The sequence below is a fragment of the Streptomyces sp. GbtcB6 genome (assembly GCF_019091475.1).
GTDB classification, from domain to species: Bacteria; Actinomycetota; Actinomycetes; order Streptomycetales; family Streptomycetaceae; genus Streptomyces; species Streptomyces hyaluromycini.
The window spans coordinates 1-265 of record NZ_JAGXJL010000312.1 but is presented as its reverse complement, the minus strand read 5'-3'; the positions used below and the strand labels follow the sequence as shown (position 1 = coordinate 265).

Sequence of the window (265 nt, the reverse complement as noted above, 5' to 3'; positions counted from 1 at the left end):
CGAGGTCCTGATCCCTTGCGGCTACGGGGGCCACCCCAAGATCGTCGGCGTCTTCGACAGCGGCAGCACTACAGGCGCCCCCAAGCGTGTCGTCATGCTCCAGGAGTGGCTGGACCTGTTGCTGGCCCACAGCAACGCCCAACTGGACGCGCACCGCGTGCCGCGGGACGTGAACTGGCTGTTGGCCATCCCGTCCGGACCGCACATGGTCGGCGCCTCCTTCCAGCAACTGGTCGCCGGACGCGGCGGCCTGTCCTTCGCCGTC

Annotated in this window: 1 pseudogene; it reads left to right on the top strand. The window is 69.1% G+C overall.

From position 1 onward, the window contains the following. Positions 1-265 (top strand): annotated as a pseudogene (locus KVT45_RS55410) (phenazine antibiotic biosynthesis protein); the annotation flags it as partial.